Annotated in this window: 15 protein-coding genes; 12 read left to right on the top strand and 3 right to left on the bottom strand. The window is 64.9% G+C overall.

What is annotated here, in order from left to right; genetic code table 11:
• Window positions 1-33 precede the first annotated feature (33 nt).
• The 7 genes from dksA (at window position 34) to kynU (ending at window position 5,548) form a co-directional block, all read left to right on the top strand.
• Entirely contained in the window at window positions 34-492 is a 459-nt protein-coding gene (gene dksA / locus ACUJ47_RS08300; protein ID WP_445537937.1) for an RNA polymerase-binding protein DksA, read from the top strand.
• 118 nt (window positions 493-610) lie between these two features.
• Window positions 611-880: a PilZ domain-containing protein gene (locus ACUJ47_RS08295; protein WP_445537936.1), complete on the top strand. Its 270-nt coding sequence runs from the start codon at window positions 611-613 to the stop codon at window positions 878-880.
• Between the two features lie 67 nt (window positions 881-947).
• Window positions 948-2,414 carry an ABC transporter substrate-binding protein gene (locus tag ACUJ47_RS08290; RefSeq protein ID WP_445537935.1) on the top strand — a complete coding sequence of 489 codons (1,467 nt, stop codon included), beginning with the start codon at window positions 948-950 and terminating at the stop codon, window positions 2,412-2,414.
• Window positions 2,415-2,431: 17 nt separating this feature from the next.
• The gene (locus ACUJ47_RS08285; RefSeq protein WP_445537934.1) at window positions 2,432-2,848 is read left to right on the top strand and encodes a DUF4112 domain-containing protein; all 417 of its coding nucleotides are present in this window, start codon (window positions 2,432-2,434) and stop codon (window positions 2,846-2,848) included.
• A 36-nt stretch (window positions 2,849-2,884) separates the two neighbouring features.
• Window positions 2,885-3,679 (top strand): tryptophan 2,3-dioxygenase, encoded by a 795-nt coding sequence (locus tag ACUJ47_RS08280; RefSeq protein ID WP_445537933.1) that lies wholly within the window; start codon window positions 2,885-2,887, stop codon window positions 3,677-3,679.
• On the top strand, window positions 3,679-4,314 hold the full coding sequence (kynB, locus tag ACUJ47_RS08275; protein ID WP_445537932.1) for an arylformamidase: 636 nt from the start codon (window positions 3,679-3,681) through the stop codon (window positions 4,312-4,314). The genes ACUJ47_RS08280 and kynB overlap by 1 nt, the downstream gene beginning before the upstream one ends.
• A gap of 4 nt (window positions 4,315-4,318) precedes the next feature.
• On the top strand, window positions 4,319-5,548 hold the full coding sequence (gene kynU, locus ACUJ47_RS08270) for a kynureninase (RefSeq protein ID WP_445538879.1): 1,230 nt from the start codon (window positions 4,319-4,321) through the stop codon (window positions 5,546-5,548).
• A gap of 225 nt (window positions 5,549-5,773) precedes the next feature.
• Here the strand turns inward: kynU and ACUJ47_RS08265 are convergent, their stop codons facing one another.
• Entirely contained in the window at window positions 5,774-6,382 is a 609-nt protein-coding gene (locus ACUJ47_RS08265; RefSeq protein WP_354143806.1) for an HNH endonuclease, read from the bottom strand.
• Between the two features lie 128 nt (window positions 6,383-6,510).
• On the opposite strand from ACUJ47_RS08265, the gene gluQRS reads away from it, so the two are divergent.
• The 4 genes from gluQRS to ACUJ47_RS08245 all read left to right on the top strand — a co-directional run bounded on the left by gluQRS (window position 6,511) and on the right by ACUJ47_RS08245 (window position 9,125).
• A complete protein-coding gene (gene gluQRS, locus ACUJ47_RS08260; RefSeq protein WP_445537931.1) occupies window positions 6,511-7,341 on the top strand; it encodes a tRNA glutamyl-Q(34) synthetase GluQRS in 831 nt (276 codons plus the stop codon).
• Window positions 7,342-7,350: 9 nt separating this feature from the next.
• Window positions 7,351-7,581, top strand: a complete 231-nt coding sequence (locus tag ACUJ47_RS08255; protein WP_445537930.1) for a hypothetical protein — start codon at window positions 7,351-7,353, stop codon at window positions 7,579-7,581.
• 24 nt (window positions 7,582-7,605) lie between these two features.
• On the top strand, window positions 7,606-8,181 hold the full coding sequence (locus ACUJ47_RS08250) for a cob(I)yrinic acid a,c-diamide adenosyltransferase (RefSeq protein ID WP_445537929.1): 576 nt from the start codon (window positions 7,606-7,608) through the stop codon (window positions 8,179-8,181).
• A gap of 74 nt (window positions 8,182-8,255) precedes the next feature.
• Complete coding sequence (locus tag ACUJ47_RS08245; protein WP_445537928.1) at window positions 8,256-9,125, top strand: 3-hydroxyacyl-CoA dehydrogenase NAD-binding domain-containing protein; 870 nt, start codon at window positions 8,256-8,258, stop codon at window positions 9,123-9,125.
• 15 nt (window positions 9,126-9,140) lie between these two features.
• On the opposite strand, the gene ACUJ47_RS08240 is transcribed toward ACUJ47_RS08245, so the two are convergent.
• Window positions 9,141-9,461, bottom strand: a complete 321-nt coding sequence (locus ACUJ47_RS08240) for a hypothetical protein (protein ID WP_445537927.1) — start codon at window positions 9,459-9,461, stop codon at window positions 9,141-9,143.
• 77 nt (window positions 9,462-9,538) lie between these two features.
• Window positions 9,539-12,163, bottom strand: coding sequence for a DNA mismatch repair protein MutS (mutS, locus tag ACUJ47_RS08235; protein ID WP_445537926.1), 2,625 nt, complete (start codon window positions 12,161-12,163; stop codon window positions 9,539-9,541).
• A 110-nt stretch (window positions 12,164-12,273) separates the two neighbouring features.
• Between mutS and ACUJ47_RS08230 the strand changes: the two genes are divergently transcribed.
• Entirely contained in the window at window positions 12,274-14,535 is a 2,262-nt protein-coding gene (locus ACUJ47_RS08230; RefSeq protein WP_445537925.1) for an NADP-dependent malic enzyme, read from the top strand.
• Window positions 14,536-14,537: the final 2 nt, after the last annotated feature.

The raw sequence follows: 14,537 nt of genomic DNA, 5'->3' as shown, positions 1-14,537 counted from the left end.
TCTGATTGGGTCTGACTGGGTTGAGAGGCATACATGGCCACTGCGGCATCTGAAGAAATTGATATTCTTGAAAAGGCCAAGCGAATCCTGGGGCCGGACTACACGCCCAGCGAGGACGAGCCCTATATGAACGAGAAGCAGCAGAATTATTTCCGCATGCTCCTGCTCGAATGGAAGCGCTCGATCCACCACGCTGCCGACCAGACCCTCCACGCATTGCAGGACGGCCCGATCCGCGAGCCCGATCTCAACGATCGCGCTTCGAGCGAGACCGATTGGGGCATCGAATTGCGCACGCGCGATCGCCAGCGCAAGCTGATCTCCAAGATCGATTCGGCGCTGCGCCGGATCGACGCGGGCGAATATGGCTATTGCGAAGTCACTGGCGATCCGATCGGATTGCGGCGCCTGATCGCCCGCCCGGTCGCAACGATGACCGTCGAAGCGCAGGAAGCGCACGAGCGCCGCGAGAAGATTTCGCGCGACGATTGAGCCCCTGCTGCCGAAGGAGGTTAAAGGTTCCTTAGCACTCGGCGGCTAATCCTCGCTCGCAATACCGATATTCCCGGGCTACGGGTGGTTAACGGCTATCGCGAGGGTAGGACGAACAATGACTGGGCTCCAGCGACGCAGTCTCGAACGCCAGGACGTCGTTCATCTGGCCGATGTGCAAATCGGCCGCGATCCCGCACAGCACCGCATCAAGGTACGCAATCTTTCGGCGCGCGGCCTGATGGGCGAAGGCGCGCTCCACGTTTCGAGCGGAACAAGGCTCACGATCGACTTGCCTGAAGTCGGTTCCGTCGCCGGCACCGTGGTTTGGGTGCAGGAGCCGCGCTTTGGCGTGGCCTTCGATGACGAGGTCGAACTGCTCGCCTGAACGGCTTTTCATGGCATTGGACTGATCGACGCTGACCGGCGGCGCGCAAGCTGCTAGTCGGTATGCGATGCGATTCTTGTTCTCCTGCCTGCTGTTTGTGCTGCTCGCCGGTTGCGGCCCCTCAGGCCCCGACGGGCCGGTGCAAGTCGCGATCATCGGCGATCCCGGCAGCCTGACCGAGGAAGGCGTCCGCCTGTCGCCTGCCGGGCAACATTTGCGTGCTGCGACGACTGAAGGGCTGGTCGGGCTCGACGAGACGGGGCAGGTCGTTCCCGCGCTCGCGGAACGCTGGATCATTACCGATGACGGGCTGAGCTATATCTTCCGCCTGCGGAACAGCGACTGGCCGGACGGGCGCACGATCGGCGCCAATGACGTGCGCCAGTCGCTGCGGGAAAGCATACGCGAGTTGCGCGGCACATCGCTCGGACTCGACCTTGGCAAAGTCTCCGAAATCCGCGCCATGACCGGGCGCGTCATCGAGATCAGGCTGACCAGCCCGATGCCGGATTTCCTGCGCTTGCTGGCCCAGCCCGAGCTGGGCGTCGCGCGCAATGATGCCGGTGCGGGGCCGATGAGCCTGACCTTCGACGAAGAGTCGGGCGTGGCCAGCCTCGCGGCGCTGCCGCCCGAACGGCGCGGCTTGCCTGCGCGCGAGAATTGGGAAGACCTGGTCCGCCCGCTGATCCTGCGCGCGCTTCCGGCAAGGGCGGCGGTCGAAGCCTTCAGAGGCGGGGAGGTCGACCTTGTCCTCAACGGCCAGATCGACAGCCTGCCGCTGGCCGATACCGGGCCGCTCAGCCGCGGAGCCGTGCGGATCGATGGCGCGCGCGGCCTGTTCGGCCTGCTTGTGCGCAGCAATGACGGTTTCGTGGCCGATCCGGCGCGGCGTGAGGCATTGGCGATGTCGATCGACCGCGACGGGCTGATGCAGCCGCTCAATATCGGTGGATGGCAAAGCTCGACCTGGGTCGTTCCCGTCGGCATGTTCGGCAATTCGGGGCCGCAGGTGGAGCGCTGGGAAAGCCTGTCGATGCAGCAGAGGCGCGAGATCGCGCGCGGGAGGGTGCGGGCGTGGGAAGCGGCGCAGGGCAAGGATGCGGTGGTGCGGATCGCCATGCCATCCGGTCCGGGCAGCGACCGCCTGTTCGCGCAGGTCGCGGGCGATTTCGGCCTTGTGGGGGTCACTGCGGTGCAGGCGAAGCCCGGCGATGCCGCCGATCTCGAACTGTTCGACCGGCTGGCGCGCTATGAATCGCCGCGCTGGTATCTCAACCAGCTCAATTGCGGATTGCGGGTGGGGCTTTGCTCGTCCGAGGCAGACCGGCTCGTCGCGCTTTCGGTGACCGAGACCGATCCGGTGGCCAAGGCGCAATTGCTCGATGCGGCCAATCGCGAACTGGCTTCGGCCAATGTCTATATCCCGCTGGGCGCACCGGTGCGGTGGTCGCTTGTGCGCGGAGACATCTCGGGTTTCGAAGCCAACGTTTGGGGCATGCATCCCTTGTTTCCGCTGGTCGGGCCGACCAGATAAGGGCGGAGGAGACAGGAATGCCCGATGACCAGCGCCCCCGCCCGATGGGTTTCGTCGTGCCGATGGGCAGCGATCCGCAATCGGTCCGGCAAAGGGTCGAAGCGCTCGAAATGCTGCTGGAACGCAGCTTTCGCATCCCCGGAATCAACTATCCGGTCGGGCTCGACGCCGTGGTGGGCCTCGTCCCCGTGCTGGGCGATGTCGTGACCACGGTGATGGGCGCCTATCTCGTGTGGGAAGCGCGCAACCTCGACATGCCCCGCTGGAAGCTGTGGCGCATGGGCGCGAATGTGGCATTGGACACGGCGCTCGGGCTGGTGCCCGTAGTGGGCGACGCGGCGGACTTCTTGTTCCGGTCGAACACGATGAACCTCAAGATCATCAAGCGCCATCTCGACAAGCACCATCCCGCTACGCGGATGATCGACGGCTAGTTTCATTTGTGACAATCTCGCGCTAGAGCCCGGCTCATGGCGAAAACCGACGTTACCTACACCAGCTATCTCGATCTCGATCGCGTGCTTGCGGCGCAGCACCCCGCTTCGGGCGCGCATGACGAGATGCTGTTCATCATCGTCCACCAGGCGAGCGAGCTGTGGCTCAAGCTGTGCCTGCACGAATTGACCGAAGCGCGGCGACACATCGCGGCGGACAATCTGCGCCCGGCCTTCAAGATGCTGTCGCGGGTCGCACGCGCGCAGGGGCAGCTGATCCAGAGCTGGGACGTGCTCAGCACCATGACTCCGCACGACTATTCCACCATCCGCCCGCATCTGGGCAATTCCTCCGGCTTCCAGTCGTGGCAATATCGCATGATGGAATTCATGCTGGGCGGCCGGAATCCGGACATGATCAGCCTGCACGAACGCCTGCCCGAGGCGGCCGCCATGCTGGCCAGCGAAGCGGCGAGCCCCAGCATTTATGACGAGACGGTGCGCCTGCTCGCACGGCGGGGCTTCACGATCGACGATGCCGTGCTCGATCGCGACATCGAAGCGCCTTACGCGCATTCGCAAAGCGTCGAGGACGCCTGGGCGGAGATTTACCGCGCCCCGCAGGAACATTGGGACCTTTACGAGCTCGCCGAAAAGCTGGTCGATCTCGAATACCACTTCCAGCGCTGGCGCTTCGGCCATCTGAAAACGGTCGAGCGCATCATCGGCTTCAAGCGCGGCACTGGGGGGACACCGGGCGTGCCCTATCTCGCCGGCGTGCTGAAGCAGGCATTCTTCCCCGAATTGCTGAGCGTCAGGACCGCGATCTGATGGCGGGGCGGCGCATCCGGGACATCTCGCAAGTGCTGCGCCCGGATCTGCCGGTGTGGCCGGGCGACACCGCTTTCGCGCAAGTGGGCACCTGGCAGATGGGCGAGGGGTCGCCGGTCAATGTCTCGGCGCTCACCCTGTCGACCCATTCGGGCGCGCATGCCGATGCGCCGCTGCATTACGCCGCCGATGCGCCCGACATCGCTTCGGTTGCGCTCGAGCCCTATCTCGGCCCCTGCCTTGTGGTCGACGCGCGCAATTGCGGGGCGCTGGTCGAGCCTGGCCACCTGCCCGACCTCGCGGGTACGCGGCGGGTGCTGTTCCGCACCTATGACCGCTTTCCGCATGAGGCGTGGGATGCGCAGCACACCGCCATCGCGCCTGCGACCATCCGCGCGCTGGCCGATGCCGGCGTGATCCTGATCGGGATGGACGGCCCTTCGCTCGATCCGCAGGATTCAAAGGCGATGGAAGCGCATTTGGCGGTGCTTGCAGCGGATATGCGCGTGCTCGAAGGGCTGGTGCTCGACGATGTTCCCGCCGGCCAATACGAACTGATCGCCTTGCCGCTCGCGATCGAGCGGGGCGACGCCTCGCCGGTGCGCGCCATCCTGCGGGAGCTGCCCGATGCGTGACGCCATGATCGCCCGCGCGCGCGAACTTGACGCCGCCGATCCGCTCAGCGCTTTCCGCGGGCTTTTCGAGCTGCCCGAAGGCGTGATCTATCTCGACGGCAATTCGCTCGGCGCGCTGCCCGCCGCGACTCCGGCGCGGCTGGAGCAGGTGATCCGCGGCGAATGGGGCGAAGGGCTGATCCGTTCATGGAATAGCGCCGACTGGATCGGCGCCGCTCGCCGCGTCGGCGGCAAGATCGCGCCGCTGATCGGCGCGCAGCCACATGAAGTCGTCGCCGCTGACAGCACCAGCGTGAACCTGTTCAAACTGATCGCCGCCGCGCTCGACATGCAGCGCGAGGGGCAAGGGGCGCGCAAGGTGATCCTGAGCGAACCCGGCAATTTCCCGACCGATCTCTACATGATCGCGGGGCTTGAACGGCAGGGGCTGGCGACCCGCCGGCTGGCGGATCGCGACAGTTTGATCGATGCGCTTGATGGCGATGTCGCCCTGCTGATGCTCACCCATGTCCATTACAAGACCGGCGCGCTGCACAACATGGCCGAACTCACCAAGGCTGCGCATGCGGCAGGCGCGCTGGTGCTGTGGGACCTGTCGCATAGCTGTGGCGCGCTGCCGGTCGACCTCAATGCGGCGAACGCAGATTTCGCGGTCGGCTGCGGATACAAATATTTGAACGGCGGGCCGGGAGCTCCGGCCTATGCTTTCGCCGCCGAGCGGCACCACGCCGCGCTCCACCAGCCGCTGACGGGCTGGTTCGGCCATGCCGCGCCATTCGCTTTCTCGGACGATTTTGCCCCGGCAGAGGGGATCGACCGGCTGCAATGCGGCACTTCGCCGATCCTCGGGCTCGCCGCGCTCGAGGTGGGGGTGGATTTGATCGCCGAGATCGGTGTCAGGCGGCTCTATGCCAAATCGCAGGCGCTATCCGCATTCTTGCTCCATTGCCTCGGCGAATGGGGCCTCGATATCGAACTCGCCAGCCCGATCGACGGCAATGCGCGCGGCAGCCAGCTGTCCTTCCGCCATCCCGAGGCATACGCGATCTGCCAGGCGCTGATCGCGCGCGGGGTGATCGGCGACTTCCGCGATCCGGACATTTTGCGGCTGGGCTTCGCGCCCGCCTATCTGCGGTTCGAGGACATGGCCGAAGCGGCAGGGCATTTGCGCGAAGTGCTCCATATGGACGAATGGAAAAGGCCGGAATTCAGGGAACGCGCCGCGGTGACCTAGAGCCTTCTGAATCAAGGAAACGCATATGCCGGGGAAGGCACTGACAGCCCTCGTGTGGATGGTGGCACAATATCTCGAAGAGCGCGATGGTAGCCTCTACAACTGTTCCATGACGGCTGGTGAGCTCGCATTCGAAGCTTTGCACGAGGCAGGACTGATTACATCACCCGGGCCTACCGCGCATTGGACCGAAGAAGGCAGAAGGGTGTTAAACAGCTAGCCGCCTCACTCTTCCAGTTCGATGTCCCAGTAGAGATAGTCGCGCCAGGTTTCGTGGAGGTAGTTCGGCGGGAACAGCCGCCCGCGCTGCTGCAAGTGCCAGCTCGTCGGCCGGATCGGCTTCTCATAGAGATGCATCTGCGCCTGGCCCGGCGTGCGCCCGCCCTTCTTCATGTTGCACGGCGCGCAGGCAGTGACGATGTTCTCCCACGTCGTGCGCCCGCCCAGCCGCCGCGGGATCACATGGTCGAAGGTCAAATGATCGTGGCTGCCGCAATATTGGCACTGGAAACTGTCGCGCAGGAACAGGTTGAAGCGGGTGAAAGCGGGAAACTCGCTCTGCTTCACATATTGCCGCAGCGCGATCACGCTGGGGATCTTCATGTCGAGCGAAGGCGAGTGCACTTCGCGGTCATAGCTCGCGACGATGTCTACCCGGTCAAGGAACACCGCCTTGATCGCGGTCTGCCACGGCCACAGGCTCAGCGGGTAATAGGACAGCGGCGTGTAATCCGCATTGAGCACGAGCGAGGGGCACGCCGACAGATTGCGCGTCGGGTCCTCGTCCGCATTGCGAAAGCGCGCTGCCTTCTCGATCAGATCGGTTCTGAACACTGCTCGCGTTCCTCCCTGATTGATGCGAAAGAATCATTTGCGGGCTAAAGCGTCAACCCCGTGACAAAATGTCTTTCCACAAGCATGGTTTGACGAAGGCGCCGGAAAAGCGGGATTCCCAGTCAAGCATGATCGTTACGCGATTCGCCCCCAGCCCCAATGGCATGCTGCATCTGGGCCATGCTTTCTCCGCGATCGTGGCGCATGACCTTGCGAAGGCGCGGGGCGGGCGCTTCCTGCTCAGGATCGAGGATATCGATGGCGCGCGCAGCCGCCCTGAACTGGCGGATGAGTTTCGCCGCGATCTCGCGTGGCTCGGGCTCGAATGGGAAGAAGTGCCCGCGCAATCGACCCGGCTGGCGAGTTATGAAGCGGCGGCGCAGCGCCTGCGCGATGCTGGGCTGCTCTATCCCTGCACCTGCACGCGCAAGGAAATCGCTGCGCTCAGCCCGCGCATCGGGCCCGACGGGCCGGTCTATCCCGGCACCTGCAAGGGCAAGCCGCTCGATCCCGCGCGGCCCGCGGCGTGGCGGCTCGATATGGAAGATGCGATCGCGCAGGTCGGCGAGCTTGTGTGGGAAGACGAGCTTGCCGGGACCATCCTGGCCAATCCGGGCGCGTTCGGCGACGTCGTGCTGGTGCGCAAGGACGAGCCTGCGAGCTATCACCTTGCCGCCACGCTCGACGATGCGGCCGACGGGGTGACGCTGGTCACCCGCGGCAAGGATCTCTTCGCCGCTACGCATATCCACCGCTTGCTGCAGGCGCTGCTCGACCTGCCGGTGCCGACCTGGCACCACCATGCGCTGCTGCTCGACGAAAGCGGCGAAAAGCTCGCCAAGCGGCGCGACAGCGCTTCGCTCGCCGACCGGCGCATGGCGGGCGAAGACGGGCTGTTGCTTGCAGAGCAATTGCGGTTGCATAGATTTCCGGTTGGTATCTCGCTGTCGAAGGCCTAGATTGGCGGCATGACGGCTCTTCTTATCCTTGTGCTGCTCGTGCTCATGGCGCTGGTGGTCTTTTCGCTGGTGCGCGGCATCGTGGCTTTCCTCAAGACGACCAAGATCGACCTGGAATCGGGCGATGGCGAAAACGTCAAGGAAATGCAGCTGATGCAGAACCGCGCGATGTTCGCCCGCATCAAGTATCAAGGGCTCGCGGTGGCGGTGATCGCCGTCATCCTCGCGATCAGCCAGTAAGCGCCGCATCGCGCGCGCCTGCCGATGGTCAAGCTCAACAAGATCTACACCCGCACTGGCGATGACGGGTCGACCGGGCTGGTCGACGGATCGCGCGTGGCCAAGGCCTCGCTGCGGATCGAAGCGATCGGCAAGGTGGACGAAGCCAACAGCGCGATCGGGCTGGCGGCGGCGGCGGACCCGCAAGGGCCGCACGCGGCGGCGCTCTATCGCATCCAGAACGACATGTTCGATCTTGGCGCCGATCTGGCGACCCCTGCGGCCGATGGCGATTTCGCGCCGTCCGAAATGGTGCTGCGGATCGTGCCTGCGCAGGTCGAATGGCTCGAACGGGCGATCGACGGGCTCAACGAAGGCCTCGAACCGCTCACCAGCTTCGTGCTGCCCGGTGGAAGCGAAGCTGCCGCGCGCACCCATGTGGCGCGGGCGAGCGTGCGCAACGCCGAACGGGCGGTGGTGGCTCTGGCTGCGGAGGAACCGGTCAATCCGGCGGCGCTGGCCTATATCAACCGGCTCTCGGACTATCTCTTCGTGCTGGCGCGCGTCTCCAATGCGAATGGCGCCGCCGACGTGCGCTGGGTGCCCGGCGCCAACCGCTGACAGCAAGCCGCTAGCCAAGCCGCATCCGCGCCGCTAACAGGCGGCCTTTGCTGCAGTTGCGAAGGGATCGGTTTATGCAGAGGGTTGCAGTTATCGGGGCGGGTCAGATGGGCACGGGTATCGCCCAGACCGTTGCGCAGCACGGCATGCAGGTGCTGCTGGCCGATGTCGACCAGGCGCGCGCCGAAGCTGGCAAGGCCGCGATCGACAAGGCGCTGGGTCGGCTGGTGGGCCGCGGCAAGATGGAGATCGCCGAAGCCGAAGCGCTGCTGGGCCGGATCACCCCGGTTGGCGACTATGCGCCGATGGTCGATGCCGAGCTGATCATCGAAGCCGCGACCGAGCGCGAGGAGATCAAGAAGTCGATCTTTGAAGCGGCAGGCAAGGTGTTGGGCGCCGATGCCGTCATGGCGAGCAACACCAGCTCAATTCCGATCACCCGCATGGCGAACTATTCGCCCGACGCGGCCCGCTTCATCGGGCTTCACTTCTTCAACCCCGTGCCGGTGATGGGCCTGATCGAAGTGATCCCCGGGCTGGCGACCGCCAAGGCAACCACCGACCGGATCACCGCCTTCGCCGAAGGACTCGGCAAGCAGGTCGTGCTGAGCCAGGACGAGCCGGGCTTCGTGGTGAACCGCATCCTGCTGCCGATGATCAATGAAGCGATCTTCGTGCTGGGCCAGTCGACCGCGAGCATCCAGGATATCGACAAGGGCTGCCGGTTGGGCCTCAATCACCCGATGGGCCCGCTCGAACTGGCCGATTTCGTGGGCCTCGACACCTGTTTCGAGATCATCAAGGTGCTCTACGCCACGACTGGTGACAGCAAGTATCGCCCGGCGCCGCTGCTGGTGAAATATGTCGAGGCGGGCTGGCTTGGCCGCAAGACCGGCCGCGGCTTTTACGACTATTCGGGCGAAGTGCCGGTTCCCACACGCTGAGCAGCGGAGCGGCGCTCAGTCGTCGAAAAAATCGCTGCCGTCGGAGATGATATAGGTGTCGCCATCGGCCGGATTGGACATGTCCGGATCGGTGCTGAGCGGTGTTGGGTCAAGTCCCGCCGCACTATCTATCAGCTCTTCGTCTGCGAAGAAATCGGCATCGCTTGAGTCATCGCGATAGGGATCGCGGTCATTTTCGATCCGCGAGCCGAACTGGCCCTGTGGTGGGGCATCGAAGGTTCCCGGTTCAGGCTCCGAAAGGCTTGAGGCTGCCTGGACCAGTGCACCCTGGTCGTCTTCGGAGCCGACGAGCATGGCCACGCTGAACAGCGTCATGCCGACGAACAGCAAAGCTTTTTTCGGACTTTCGAACAATCCCTTGGCCATGGGCCGGGATTATAGTCGCCGCGCCGTTAACTTTTCGTAGCTTTGGCTTCGGCTGCCAGTTCGTAGAGCAGGTCGAGCGCTTCGCGCGGGGAAAGCGCATCGACGTCAATGGCGTTGAGCCTTTCCGCCAGCGTATCGCGCTGGGGCTCCTCCTCTTCGTGGACCGCAGCGAAGAGCGGGAGATCGCCGAGCCCTGCGGCGAGGCCGCCGGTTTCGGTGCGGTTCTTCTCCAACCTGTCGAGCACCTGCTTCGCGCGCGCCACGACCAGCGCGGGCACGCCGGCAAGGCGCGCGACGGCCAAGCCATAGGAGCGGTCGGCAGGGCCGCCCGACAATTCGTGCAGCAGCACCAGATCGCCCTTGTACTCGCGCGCGCGGACATGGTGCAGCGAGAGCGCCTCGCAGCTTTCGGCCAGCCGGGCGAGTTCGTGGTAGTGCGTCGCGAAAAGGCAGCGGCACGCGATGGTCGAATGCACCGCTTCAACCACGGCCCATGCCAGCGCCAGCCCGTCATAGGTCGATGTGCCGCGACCGACTTCGTCGAGGATCACGAAGCTGCGCGAAGTGGCCTGCGCCAGGATCGCGGCGGTTTCGACCATTTCGACCATGAAGGTCGAGCGCCCGCGCGCAAGATTGTCCGATGCGCCGACGCGGCTGAACAGCCGGTCGACGAGGCCGATTCGGGCGCGCTCGGCAGGCACGAAACCGCCCGCCTGCGCCAGCAGCACGATCAGCGCGTTCTGCCGCAGGAAGGTCGATTTGCCGCCCATGTTCGGCCCGCCGATCAGCCACAGCCGGTCATCGGGCGCGAGGCGGCAATCATTGGCGACGAAGCGCTCGCCGCTGCGCGCCAGCGCCGCTTCGACCACCGGATGGCGGCCGCCCGTGATGTCGAGCAGCGCGGCGTCCTCGATCTCGGGCCGGCACCAGCCGCCTTCGGCTGCGCGTTCGGCCTGACTCGCGCTGACATCGATCCGCGCCAGTGCCGCTGCCGTGCGCGCAACCGCTTCGCGCGCCCTGACGATTTCCGCCACCAGCTCCTCGAAATGCGCTTCTTCCGCGGCGAGCGCGTGGCCGCCCGCTTCTGCAATCCGGCTCGCTTCCTCGTGCAGCGCGAGCGAGTTGAAGCGGACCGCGCCCGCCATGGTCTGGCGGTGCGTGAAGCCGCTGTCCGGCGCCATCAGCGCATCGGCATGACGCGCAGGCACTTCGATGAAATAGCCCAGCACGCCATTGTGCTTTATCTTGAGCGCGGCGACCCCGGTCTCGTCGCGATAGCGCGCTTCCATTGCGGCGATGGCGCGGCGCGAATTGCCCGATATCGCGCGCAATTCGTCGAGCGCGGCGTCATATCCTTCTGCGATGTAGCCACCGCTCGATCGCTCGGTCGGCGGCGAGGGTACGAGCGCCCGGTCGAGCAAATCGGTGAGCGCGCCGTGTCCGCTTAGGGCAGGCAGCAGTCCCGCCAGCAATTCGGGCGTGTCGGGCATACGAGCGAGAAAGTCGCGGATTCGCCGCGCGTCGTTGAGCCCGTCGCGGATCTGGCCCAGATCGCGCGGGCTGCCGCGCCCGGCGACGATCCTTCCCAGCGCGCGGCCGAGATCGGGCAAATTGCGCATCGCCTCGCGCAAATCGGCACGGTTGAGCGGATCGGCATGGAACCACTGCACCAGCGACAGGCGCTGTTCGATCGCGGCGCGGTTGAGCAGCGGTGCTGCAAGGTCTTCGGCCAGCAGGCGCGCACCGGCGCCCGTCACACAGCGGTCGATCGCGGCGATCAGGCTGCCTTCGCGAGAGCCCGACTGGCTGGCGAGGATTTCAAGGCTGCTGCGCGTAGCTTCATCCATCGCCATCGCCTGCCCTGCATCGCGCAGGCGCGGCGGCAGCAGCAGCGGCAGGCTGCCGCGCCCGACATGCTCAAGGTAGGAGATCAGCCCAGCGGCGGCCCCCAGCATGGCGCGCGAGAAATCGCCAAATCCGTCAAGCGTCGCGACGCCATGGATGCGCTGCAATGCTGCGGCTCCTCCGTCGCTGCCGAATTCCGACCTTGCGCGCTCGACCGCGCCTTCCGGGCCCAATTCCCAGCCTTCGGGCACCACGCATTCGCTGAAGGTCAGGCGCGCCAGTGCGGCATCGACCAGCGCAGGCTCGCATTCTTCCAGCACCATTTCGCCGGTCGAAATATCGCAACTGGCGATGCCGATCGTGCCGCGCACTTCTGCCAGCGCCACTAGCAGGTTCGCGCGGCGCGGCTCCAGCAGCGCTTCCTCGGTCAGCGTGCCGGCAGTGATGAAACGCACGATGTCACGCTTGACCAGCGCCTTCGACGAAGGCGTCCCTTCGCGCTTGGCGCGCAGCTTCGCCTCTTCGGGCGTCTCGACCTGTTCGGCGATCGCGACCCTGCATCCGGCCTTGATCAGCCGCGCGAGATAGTTCTCCGCCGCATGCACCGGCACGCCGCACATCGGGACCGGTTCCCCGCCATGTTCGCCGCGGCTGGTCAGCGCGATATCGAGGATTGCGGCTGCCTGCCGCGCATCGTCGAAGAACAGCTCGAAGAAGTCGCCCATGCGATAGAACAGCAGGCTGCCGCCCGCCTCGCGCTTGAGCGCGTGGTATTGCTGCATCATTGGAGTGGTCTGGCCGGACATTGGCCAAGCCGTAGCGGCGCGCGGTGCGATTCGGAACGGTCTTGGCCGAGCTTTCCCCTATCGCTCGCGCTTTGGCTCGTTTAGGGGAGGCGGCAGACAGGAGGCAAGCCTTGGCCGATAAGAGCAAAGTCAGTTTTACGACCCGCGAAGCGCTATTCTATCACGAGACGATCCGCCCGGGTAAGATCGAGATCATCCCCTCGAAGCCGATGGCGACGCAGCGCGATTTGAGCCTGGCCTATTCGCCCGGCGTTGCCGCGCCTGTTGAAGCGATTGCGGAGAATCCGCAGCTGGCGGCGAAGTATACCGCACGCTCGAACCTCGTTGCAGTGATCTCGAACGGCACCGCGATCCTTGGCCTGGGCAACCTCGGCGCGCTTGCCTCGAAGCCGGTGATGGAAGGCAAGGCCGTGCTGTTCAAGCGCTTTGCCGACGTCGATTCGATCGACATCGAACTCGCGACCGAAGATCCCGAGGCCTTCATCAATGCGGTCGCGCTGATGGAGCCGAGCTTCGGCGGCATCAACCTCGAGGACATCAAGGCGCCTGAGTGTTTCATCATCGAGCAAGCCCTGCGCGACCGGATGAAGATTCCGGTGATGCATGACGACCAGCACGGCACGGCAATCATTGCGGCGGCGGGCCTGATCAATGCCTGCCTGCTGACTGGTCGCAAGCTCAAGGATTGTCGCATGGTAGTGAATGGCGCGGGCGCTTCGGCGCTGGCCTGCACCGCGCTGATCAAGGCGATGGGCATCCCGCATGAGAACGTGATCGTGTGCGACCGTTCGGGCCCGATCTATCCCGGCCGCGAAGATGTCGACCAATGGAAGAGCGCGCATGCCGTGCCGACCAAGGCGCGCAGCCTTGAAGAAGCGCTGGTGGGTGCGGACATCTTCCTCGGTCTTTCCGCCGCTGGCGCGCTCAAGCCCGAATGGGTCGCCAAGATGGCGGACAAGCCGATCATCTTCGCCATGGCCAATCCGACGCCTGAGATCATGCCTGACGAAGCCAAGGCAGTGCGCCCCGACGCGATCATCGCGACCGGCCGTTCGGACTTCCCGAACCAGGTCAACAACGTGCTGGGCTTTCCCTTCATTTTCCGAGGCGCGCTCGACGTGCAGGCGACCACGATCAATGAAGAGATGAAGATCGCGGCGGCGCAGGCGATTGCCGAGCTGGCACGCGAGCGCGTGCCGGACGAAGTTGCCGCCGCCTATGGCGTGTCGCACCAGTTCGGGGAGGAATACATCATTCCCGCTCCGTTCGATCCCCGCCTGATGGAAGTCGTTTCCTCGGCAGTGGCCAAGGCTGCGATGGATTCGGGCGTGGCGCTGGCGCCGATCGAGGATTTCGACGCCTATCGCCATTCGCTCAAGGCGCGGCTCAACCCGACCACTTCGGTCCTGACGCAGGTTTATGAGACCGCAAAGGCCAATCCCAAGCGCGTGGTGTTCGCCGAGGCCGAAGAGGATGTAGTGCTGCGCGCTGCGATCCAGTTCCGCGATTTCGGCTATGGCACGCCGGTGCTGGTCGGCCGGACCGAAAAGGTGCGCGAAAAGCTGGTCGAGTTGGCGGTGGAAGACCCGGACAGTTTCGAGATCCACAACTCGATGGTCAGCGAACACGTTCCGGCGATGAACGAGTTTCTCTACAACCGGCTGCAGCGCAAAGGCTTCACCGAGCGCGATGTGGCGCGCATGGTCAACCAGGAACGCAACGTCTTCGCCGCGTTGCTGGTGGCGCTGGGCGTGGGCGACGCGATGATCACCGGCCTTACCCGGCCGTTCGCGCAGTCCGCGCGCGAAGTGAACCTGGTGCTCGATCCCAAGCCCGGCGAGATTTCCTTCGGCATCCATCTGATGATCGGCAAGAATTACACTGTGTTCCTTGCCGACACGACGATCAACGAGCGCCCCGGCGCGGCGGAACTGGCGCATATCGCGAAGGAAACCGCGGCGGTCGCGCGGCGGCTGGGGCATGAACCACGGGTCGCATTCCTGTCCTATTCGACCTTCGGCAATCCCTCGGGCAAATGGCTCGACAATATTCGCGGCGCGGTGGCGATCCTCGACCAGGAAGACCCGGGCTTCGAATATGAAGGCGAAATGGCGCCCGATGCCGCGCTCAATCCCAAGGTGATGGAACGCTATCCCTTCAGCCGCCTGTCGGCGCCGGCCAATGTGCTGGTGATGCCCGGCCTGCAATCGGCCAATCTGTCCGCCAAGCTGCTGCGCGAACTCGCCGGGGCTTCAACCATCGGGCCGATGATGATCGGGATGCAGAAGCCGGTGCAGATCGCGCCGATGACTGCGATCGCGCCCGATGTGCTCACTCTGGCGGTTCTCGCAGCCGCAGGCGTGACGGGTTAGGC

The organism is Altererythrobacter sp. Z27, assembly GCF_052683155.1.
The sequence above is the reverse complement of the archived record's forward strand: the minus strand, read 5'-3'. Positions and strand labels throughout refer to the sequence as shown.

Excerpts from the sequence above, each read along its gene's own strand:
- dksA (WP_445537937.1), top strand. The coding sequence starts at position 34 with ATGGCCACTGCGGCATCTGAAGAAATTGATATTCTTGAAAAGGCCAAG.
- ACUJ47_RS08295 (WP_445537936.1), top strand. The coding sequence starts at position 611 with ATGACTGGGCTCCAGCGACGCAGTCTCGAACGCCAGGACGTCGTTCAT.
- ACUJ47_RS08290 (WP_445537935.1), top strand. The coding sequence starts at position 948 with ATGCGATTCTTGTTCTCCTGCCTGCTGTTTGTGCTGCTCGCCGGTTGC.
- ACUJ47_RS08285 (WP_445537934.1), top strand. The coding sequence starts at position 2,432 with ATGCCCGATGACCAGCGCCCCCGCCCGATGGGTTTCGTCGTGCCGATG.
- ACUJ47_RS08280 (WP_445537933.1), top strand. The coding sequence starts at position 2,885 with ATGGCGAAAACCGACGTTACCTACACCAGCTATCTCGATCTCGATCGC.
- kynB (WP_445537932.1), top strand. The coding sequence starts at position 3,679 with ATGGCGGGGCGGCGCATCCGGGACATCTCGCAAGTGCTGCGCCCGGAT.
- kynU (WP_445538879.1), top strand. The coding sequence starts at position 4,319 with ATGATCGCCCGCGCGCGCGAACTTGACGCCGCCGATCCGCTCAGCGCT.
- gluQRS (WP_445537931.1), top strand. The coding sequence starts at position 6,511 with ATGATCGTTACGCGATTCGCCCCCAGCCCCAATGGCATGCTGCATCTG.
- ACUJ47_RS08255 (WP_445537930.1), top strand. The coding sequence starts at position 7,351 with ATGACGGCTCTTCTTATCCTTGTGCTGCTCGTGCTCATGGCGCTGGTG.
- ACUJ47_RS08250 (WP_445537929.1), top strand. The coding sequence starts at position 7,606 with ATGGTCAAGCTCAACAAGATCTACACCCGCACTGGCGATGACGGGTCG.
- ACUJ47_RS08245 (WP_445537928.1), top strand. The coding sequence starts at position 8,256 with ATGCAGAGGGTTGCAGTTATCGGGGCGGGTCAGATGGGCACGGGTATC.
- ACUJ47_RS08240 (WP_445537927.1), bottom strand. The coding sequence starts at position 9,461 with ATGACGCTGTTCAGCGTGGCCATGCTCGTCGGCTCCGAAGACGACCAG.
- mutS (WP_445537926.1), bottom strand. The coding sequence starts at position 12,163 with ATGTCCGGCCAGACCACTCCAATGATGCAGCAATACCACGCGCTCAAG.